Source organism: Alkalibaculum bacchi, assembly GCF_003317055.1.
In the GTDB taxonomy this organism is placed as follows: domain Bacteria; phylum Bacillota; class Clostridia; order Eubacteriales; family Alkalibacteraceae; genus Alkalibaculum; species Alkalibaculum bacchi.
Genome location: NZ_QNRX01000008.1, coordinates 134,655 through 140,948, shown reverse-complemented (window position 1 = coordinate 140,948; position 6,294 = coordinate 134,655). Strand labels below are relative to the sequence as shown.

Annotated in this window: 8 protein-coding genes; 3 read left to right on the top strand and 5 right to left on the bottom strand. The window is 35.2% G+C overall.

Features of this window, described 5'->3' with window-relative positions; genetic code table 11:
* The first annotated feature begins 263 nt into the window (after positions 1-263).
* Positions 264-761, top strand: coding sequence for an anaerobic ribonucleoside-triphosphate reductase activating protein (nrdG, locus tag DES36_RS07785; RefSeq protein WP_113920664.1), 498 nt, complete (start codon positions 264-266; stop codon positions 759-761).
* Here the strand turns inward: nrdG and DES36_RS14800 are convergent.
* On the bottom strand, positions 751-942 hold the full coding sequence (locus tag DES36_RS14800; protein ID WP_113920663.1) for a hypothetical protein: 192 nt from the start codon (positions 940-942) through the stop codon (positions 751-753). The genes nrdG and DES36_RS14800 overlap by 11 nt on opposite strands.
* On the bottom strand, positions 932-2,662 hold the full coding sequence (locus tag DES36_RS07775) for an ATP-dependent metallopeptidase FtsH/Yme1/Tma family protein (RefSeq protein ID WP_113920662.1): 1,731 nt from the start codon (positions 2,660-2,662) through the stop codon (positions 932-934). Before DES36_RS07775 ends, DES36_RS14800 begins: the two co-directional genes overlap by 11 nt.
* A gap of 319 nt (positions 2,663-2,981) precedes the next feature.
* On the opposite strand from DES36_RS07775, the gene DES36_RS07770 reads away from it, so the two are divergent.
* Positions 2,982-3,188, top strand: a complete 207-nt coding sequence (locus DES36_RS07770) for a DUF3892 domain-containing protein (RefSeq protein ID WP_113920661.1) — start codon at positions 2,982-2,984, stop codon at positions 3,186-3,188.
* A gap of 108 nt (positions 3,189-3,296) precedes the next feature.
* On the opposite strand, the gene DES36_RS07765 is transcribed toward DES36_RS07770, so the two are convergent.
* Both DES36_RS07765 and DES36_RS07760 read right to left on the bottom strand, forming a co-directional pair.
* Positions 3,297-3,836, bottom strand: a complete 540-nt coding sequence (locus DES36_RS07765) for a hypothetical protein (protein ID WP_113920660.1) — start codon at positions 3,834-3,836, stop codon at positions 3,297-3,299.
* Between the two features lie 79 nt (positions 3,837-3,915).
* A complete protein-coding gene (locus tag DES36_RS07760; RefSeq protein WP_113920659.1) occupies positions 3,916-4,350 on the bottom strand; it encodes an RrF2 family transcriptional regulator in 435 nt (144 codons plus the stop codon).
* Positions 4,351-4,533: 183 nt separating this feature from the next.
* On the opposite strand from DES36_RS07760, the gene DES36_RS07755 reads away from it, so the two are divergent.
* Positions 4,534-5,187, top strand: a complete 654-nt coding sequence (locus DES36_RS07755) for an HAD family hydrolase (RefSeq protein ID WP_113920658.1) — start codon at positions 4,534-4,536, stop codon at positions 5,185-5,187.
* Between the two features lie 295 nt (positions 5,188-5,482).
* Here DES36_RS07755 and DES36_RS07750 read toward each other — a convergent pair whose 3' ends face one another.
* Complete coding sequence (locus DES36_RS07750; RefSeq protein WP_113920657.1) at positions 5,483-6,289, bottom strand: MetQ/NlpA family ABC transporter substrate-binding protein; 807 nt, start codon at positions 6,287-6,289, stop codon at positions 5,483-5,485.
* Positions 6,290-6,294: the final 5 nt, after the last annotated feature.

The window sequence follows — 6,294 nt, the reverse complement described above, 5'->3', positions numbered from 1 at the left end:
TTAGATACTATTATAAAGATAAAAATTCGTTAGACTATGTAGATTTAATTTATCAAATATCATAACTACATTATACGAGGTGGTAAGGTGGTAAGGTGGTAAGGTGGTAAGGTGGTAAGGTGGTAAGGTGGTAAGCAAAATCACGCTCCCCTTCAGGTGAGTGTGATTTTTTCTGCTTTCCGCATTCCGCTTTCTGCTTTTTATTTTCCCGTCCAACCGACCAACGAACCAACCGTCCAACTTTTTTAAAAGGAGTTTTTTTAATGAACATTCGCGTTGCTGGTATTGTAAAGGAGTCTATTGTAGATGGGCCGGGGATACGGTATGTGATTTTTGCCCAAGGTTGCAAACACAATTGTCCAGGTTGCCATAATCCCCGCACACATTCTTTTGATGAAGGCTACATGGTGGATATTGATGACATTATAAAAGAACTATCACTTAATCCACTTTTGGATGGAATCACTTTTAGCGGTGGGGAGCCTTTAGAGCAAGGGGATGAATTCTTAGACTTAGCTAAAAGGATTAAAGAAAATTCTAATTTAAATATTATGGTCTACACAGGATACCTTTATGAGGCCATTATCCATTCACAAAATAATTCTTGGAAAGAGCTACTACATTTATGTGATATCCTAGTAGATGGACCTTTCATGGAAAAAGAAAAAGATTATCGCCTAGTCTTTAAAGGCTCTAAAAACCAAAGAATTATCAACCTAAAAGAGAGTAAAAAAGAAGGTCGAATTATCCTCATGGAATAATCGACCTTCTTTTTTCGTTGGACGGGAAAAGCAAACTCGCCTTCGTCGCAAACTCTTCTGGATGAATCGGGTAGTTTGTATAGGCAATTCTAAAGTCTTTTCTACCGAAGTACATAGAGAGTTCGGCTTTCAGCTTATACTTAAAAACATCTACAAGCTTTACATAATATTTACGCCACATGCCCTTGAACTAGTAAGTCCAAATCCTCTTCGTTTAAGGTTTCTCTCTCTAGAAGCTCTTTCGCAAATAGATTTAAAAGATCTATATTATCTAGCATGATTTCTTTTGTTTCTTGATATAGTGTATTTATATGTTCTCTGCATTTATCCATTACTGCCGTGTCTGGATTCATAGAAGCTGCGTCACAATTGAATAAGCCAAGTTCTTCATCCATTCCAAATTTTGATACGTATTCTTTGACTAATTGAGAGGCTTTTTCAATATCATTAGAAGCACCTGTAGTAATATTGCTTTCGCCAAAGATTAACTCCTCAGCCACTCTACCTGCTAATAACACTTTTATATCACAAAGGATGCTACTTTTTGTTCTATATTGTCTATCCTTTGGAATACTCATACTAAATCCACCGATACCTTTAGTACTTGGTATAATCGTCACTTTGCTTACTGTATTTTCTGGTTGCAGCAGTTTTGTAGCTAATGCGTGTCCGCTTTCGTGATAAGCAGTCACCTTACGATCTTCTGTACTTATGGTACTAAGATCTTTTTTAGCAGAGCCTGCTATAATCGTGTAATAAGCTTCATCAAAATCTTTCTGAGAAATCTCATTTTCATTTTTATTTGCGGCGATAATCGCAGCTTCATTGGCTAAGTTTTCAAGCATAGCACCGCTAAAGTAAACAGTCTCCCTAGCTAACTTGTCCATATTTACTAAATTATGTACTGGTTTATCATCTAAATGTAATTTAAGTATTCTCTTACGAGCTTTAATATCTGGTAAACCAATTTCAATTAGCCGATCAAATCTTCCAGGTCGCACTAAAGCCTCATCTAATGTCTCAAGGCGATTGGTAGCAGCAATTACTACAATGCCACTATGACTGTTAAAACCAGACATTTCTGTGAGCAAAGCATTAAGGGTTTGATCTCTTTCATCATTTCCTTGTGTTACTCCATTACCTCTCTTTTTTCCAATTGCATCTATTTCATCAATAAAAATTACTGCTTTTTTTGCTTTTTTTGCCTTTTGAAAAAGCTGACGAATCCTACTTGCACCGACTCCTACATACATCTGAACAAAATCAGAACCAGATACTGCATAAAAGGGAACTCCAGACTCACCAGCTATAGCCTTAGCCATAAGGGTCTTACCTGTTCCTGGTGGTCCATAGAGCAGTATACCTCTAGGCATTTTGGCTCCAAGCTTAGCATATTTATCAGGATCTTTAATAAAGTCAATAATATCCTTTACAAGTTCCTTTGCCTCATCATTTCCTGCAACATGCTCAAAATTGCAGATAGGTTTATCTCCTGAATTTTGATCATTGATATTTACTACTTCTAATTTATCTTTTCCAGTATTCTTTTTCATATAAAAGATAGCAAAGGCACCTATGGCAACGAGTCCTAAAGTTTGTATAACGGAATCTGCAACCTTATTCTGATTTTCATTTATACTTGCTCCATTTAACAGAAAATACTCTCTCATAGAGTCACTTTGAGGATTCGTTGTCTCATAGACTGTTCCGTCTTTTAAGTTTACCGTTAGTACACTTTCATCCTTTATTCTGATTTCTTGTACTTTTCCTGACTCTAAATCTTGTACAAAGTCTCTATAGTGAATCTCTGTAATCTCTGATCGATTTATGTAAATACTTATACCCAAAGCAATGAAAAATATCAACGCGATTGATGCTATAATAAAATGTCTCTTTTTCATAAACGCCTCCTTAGGTAATTCTTGTTCTCTATTACCATTATAACAATTCCGATATGTTAAATATAGTGACAATAGTTGGAATAGGCTACGCGCCGAAGGCGCGTTAGTCACTAATCATTGGTCTCTGGCTTGTATGTATTCCTTTAGGGTCAAGATCCTTCGACAAAGCCTCAGAATAATTAAGGAAGGAGTTTAGGTCCAAAGTAAGATTTTTCTATTAGAAAAAATAGTTGTTTTGAAACGCTTATTTTTTCTCCTGAGTATATTTTATCTTTGATTACAAATAATAGGTAAAACTAAGACACAAGGAGGTAAGAAAATGGAAAAACGTGAACTTCAAGTAATTGAAGAGGGTGATGGTGGCCGCAATAAGAAATTCAAAGACGTAAGTTCTGGACAAGTTTATACACTTGAGGAAATTGCAAACAATATCAGTGACTTCCCAGGTTACCATGTAGTACACAGAGATGGGCAAATTTTTATCCGTTCAAACCCTGATGGAGATCGAAATAATAATTTAGAATGACAATTAAAGGAGGAGTTGACATCCTCCTTTTTTAGTTTTTGTGTGATTTCTTGATGACTGGTTGGACAGTTCGCTCGTTGGTCGGTTGGACGGGAAAAACTTAAAGACCTAACTCTTCTTAATGAGGATTTCTTGTAGCTTTCCTTCATCAAAGGATAGATAGGCATCGTAAGAATGGTATTTAGAGAAGACTAATATTATACCGTATTCGTTTTCTTCTACATCCGCTTGTGATAATTGAAGAATTTTTAATGCTTCTTCTAAGGACATATTGACTTTAATCCCATTATCTAATTCTCCTTCATAGATATAAATAGAAGTTACAATATCCCCATCAACGCCAAATCCTATTTCTAGTTTGTCATAGTAATAAAAGTCTCCACCATACATTACATCTTTTACATCAGCTTGTCCACATAAGGACTCGAGTTCCTCTAGAGGTCTGTCAATAAGTGCAAAATAAGTATTCAAATTTGTCTTCGTTGAACTCAACTTAGTTGGCATTTGCACTTGTTCAATAGTATTCTCCTCCACAGCAATATCAGTACTTTTGTTGTCAGTAATATTCACAGCATCCTCTGATCCTGTAGAACATCCAAACATAAAAAATGAGCACAGTAATACGAGCATTAAGATAAATTCTTTCAAATTTATACACCCCTTTTTCCTGTACTCATTATATGCAAGGAATTATTAAATTATGTTAGAAATCACATAATCTAGCTATTTAGATATAATACATAATTACATCAGAATCTTTCTTATATTCGTTTATTAAATCTTCTAAGGTAGTATTATCAATTACTGTATTTACACTTTCATCAATTTTATTCCACACATTCTTCTTAATGCACTTTTCTATTGTATTGCTTTCATTTTCATTAGATGGATTTACTACAGATAAACTTCCTTCAAGAGCCCTTAAAATTTCGCCTGCAGTAATTTCAGAAGGGTCTTTCGCTAGTTCATAGCCACCTTGGGCTCCTTTTACACTTTTCACAATATCTGCTTTTCGCAATGTTGAGAAAACCTGTTCTAGATAGTTCTTCGAGATGTCCTGTCTTTCTGCAATATTTACTAAAGAAACATGCTCTCCATTAGAGTTTAGCGCCAAGTCAATAATTGCCCGTAGGCCATATCTCCCTTTTGTAGATATTTTCATTTCATTCACCCCCTAAACCTAGTTATCATATCTGATTTATAATATAAATATAATGGATATTGGACATTCTGTCAAATTCTCACTTTGTAAGAATGTAAATCCTTTTATTCCTTATTCTGAATAGAGACAAATTTAAATATGCTATAATTGTATTACAAATATTTTGTCTTTGAGGTGGTAAATATGACAACTAAGCTGATGATTTTTGATTTAGATGGTACCTTAGTAGATTCATTAGAAGGCATTGCATTTTCTATGAATCAAGTTTTAAAAGAAAATGATTTCGAAACATATCCTACTTTAAAATACAAGGAATTTGTAGGTAATGGCATTAAACATCTAGTATTTAGGGCTCTTCCTGAAGAATATAAAGATTCAGAATCTGTAGAAAAATACTACTCTATGATGATTAAAACCTACGGCAAGCACTACGGAGCAGGCATGAACCTTTATCCAGGTATCGCTAAAGTACTAGATAAAATCACAAATTTAGGTATCCCCTTAGCAGTTAATACCAATAAAAATCAGGATGTAACAGATTTTATCGTAGATCAATACTTAAGCAAGTGGAGTTTCATTAAAGTCATCGGCTCTCACGGAGATTACGAAAGAAAACCCGACCCAAGCGGAGCTCTAGCTCTGGCTAAAATAGCAGGAGCCAAACCAAAAGAATGCATTTACATAGGAGATTCCGAAGTAGATATAAAAACAGCCAAAAATGCAGGTATGAAGTGCATCGTGGTTACATGGGGCTTTCGAGACAAAAACTACTTACTAACACTAAACCCAGAAATTGTAGTAGATCATGCAAAAGATATCATAAACTACATAGACTAGCGCATTCAGCGCATTTAGTCGCTAGTCACTAGTCAACTAGTCACTAGCATTAGGGTATTCCTTTTGGGTCAAAAACAACCTTACATCGAATTTATTTATAGCATTACAATAAGAAAAAGCTTAGACTTGTACGTCTAAGCTTTTTCTATATGACTTCTAAGGCCCTTCGCTAACGCTCAAGGTGACTAAGCAGTAGCTAGGGTCTTAGAAGATGGTATTGCATTCAGCCACAAGCGCAGCAGTGGCATTATGCTTTTGCTGACCACCTGACCACCTGACCACCCGACCACCTTACTTAAAACATCGGTACAACAGAACCCTCATATTTTTCTTGAATAAATTCTTTTACTTTCTCTGATTGTAGTGCTTTTACCAGAGCTTTTAAATCTTCTCTTTCTTCGTCTCCTTGATGAACAGCTACAATATTTGCATAAGTAGTAGCAGCTAAAGAGTCTTTTTCTTCTTTTACTAATGCATCATTTTCAACGTCTAATTCAGCTAATAGAGCATAATTTCCATTGACTACTGCCATATCTACGTCTTCTAACATTCTAGCAACTTGAGCTGCTTCTATTTCTTTGATTACTAGATTTTTAGGATTATCGGTAATATCTCTTATTGTAGCTTGTAAACCTGCATTTGGATCTACTTTTATAAGTCCAGCTGATTCTAATAATAGTAATGCTCTTGCTTCATTTGTCGTGTCATTTGGAACAGCTATAGTAGCGCCATCTGCTAATTCATTAAGGCTAGTTGTTTTTCCTGGATATAAACCTAGTGGTTCATAATGAATTGTTGCAATAGATGCTAATTCTGTACCTTTTTGTGCATTAAAATCGTCTAAATAAGGTTTGTGTTGAAAGAAATTCGCATCAATGTCTCCAGAATCTAAAGCAGTGTTTGGGACAACATAATCCGTAAATTCTTTAATTTCTAAAGTATAACCTTCCTCTGCTAACACTTCTTTTGCCACCCCTAAAATTTCTGCATGAGGAGATGGACTTGCACCAATTGTTATAATCTTGTCGTCAGATGCGCTACAGCCTACAAACACAAAAATAGATAAAACTGCAACGGTTAGTAAACTAATAACTTTTTTCATAAATG

Bases quoted from the DNA above. Each gene is read 5' to 3' on its own strand.
- DES36_RS14800 (WP_113920663.1), bottom strand. From the start codon at position 942: ATGTGGCGTAAATATTATGTAAAGCTTGTAGATGTTTTTAAGTATAAG.
- DES36_RS07760 (WP_113920659.1), bottom strand. From the start codon at position 4,350: ATGAAAATATCTACAAAAGGGAGATATGGCCTACGGGCAATTATTGAC.
- DES36_RS07750 (WP_113920657.1), bottom strand. From the start codon at position 6,289: ATGAAAAAAGTTATTAGTTTACTAACCGTTGCAGTTTTATCTATTTTT.
- nrdG (WP_113920664.1), top strand. From the start codon at position 264: ATGAACATTCGCGTTGCTGGTATTGTAAAGGAGTCTATTGTAGATGGG.
- DES36_RS07775 (WP_113920662.1), bottom strand. From the start codon at position 2,662: ATGAAAAAGAGACATTTTATTATAGCATCAATCGCGTTGATATTTTTC.
- DES36_RS07770 (WP_113920661.1), top strand. From the start codon at position 2,982: ATGGAAAAACGTGAACTTCAAGTAATTGAAGAGGGTGATGGTGGCCGC.
- DES36_RS07755 (WP_113920658.1), top strand. From the start codon at position 4,534: ATGACAACTAAGCTGATGATTTTTGATTTAGATGGTACCTTAGTAGAT.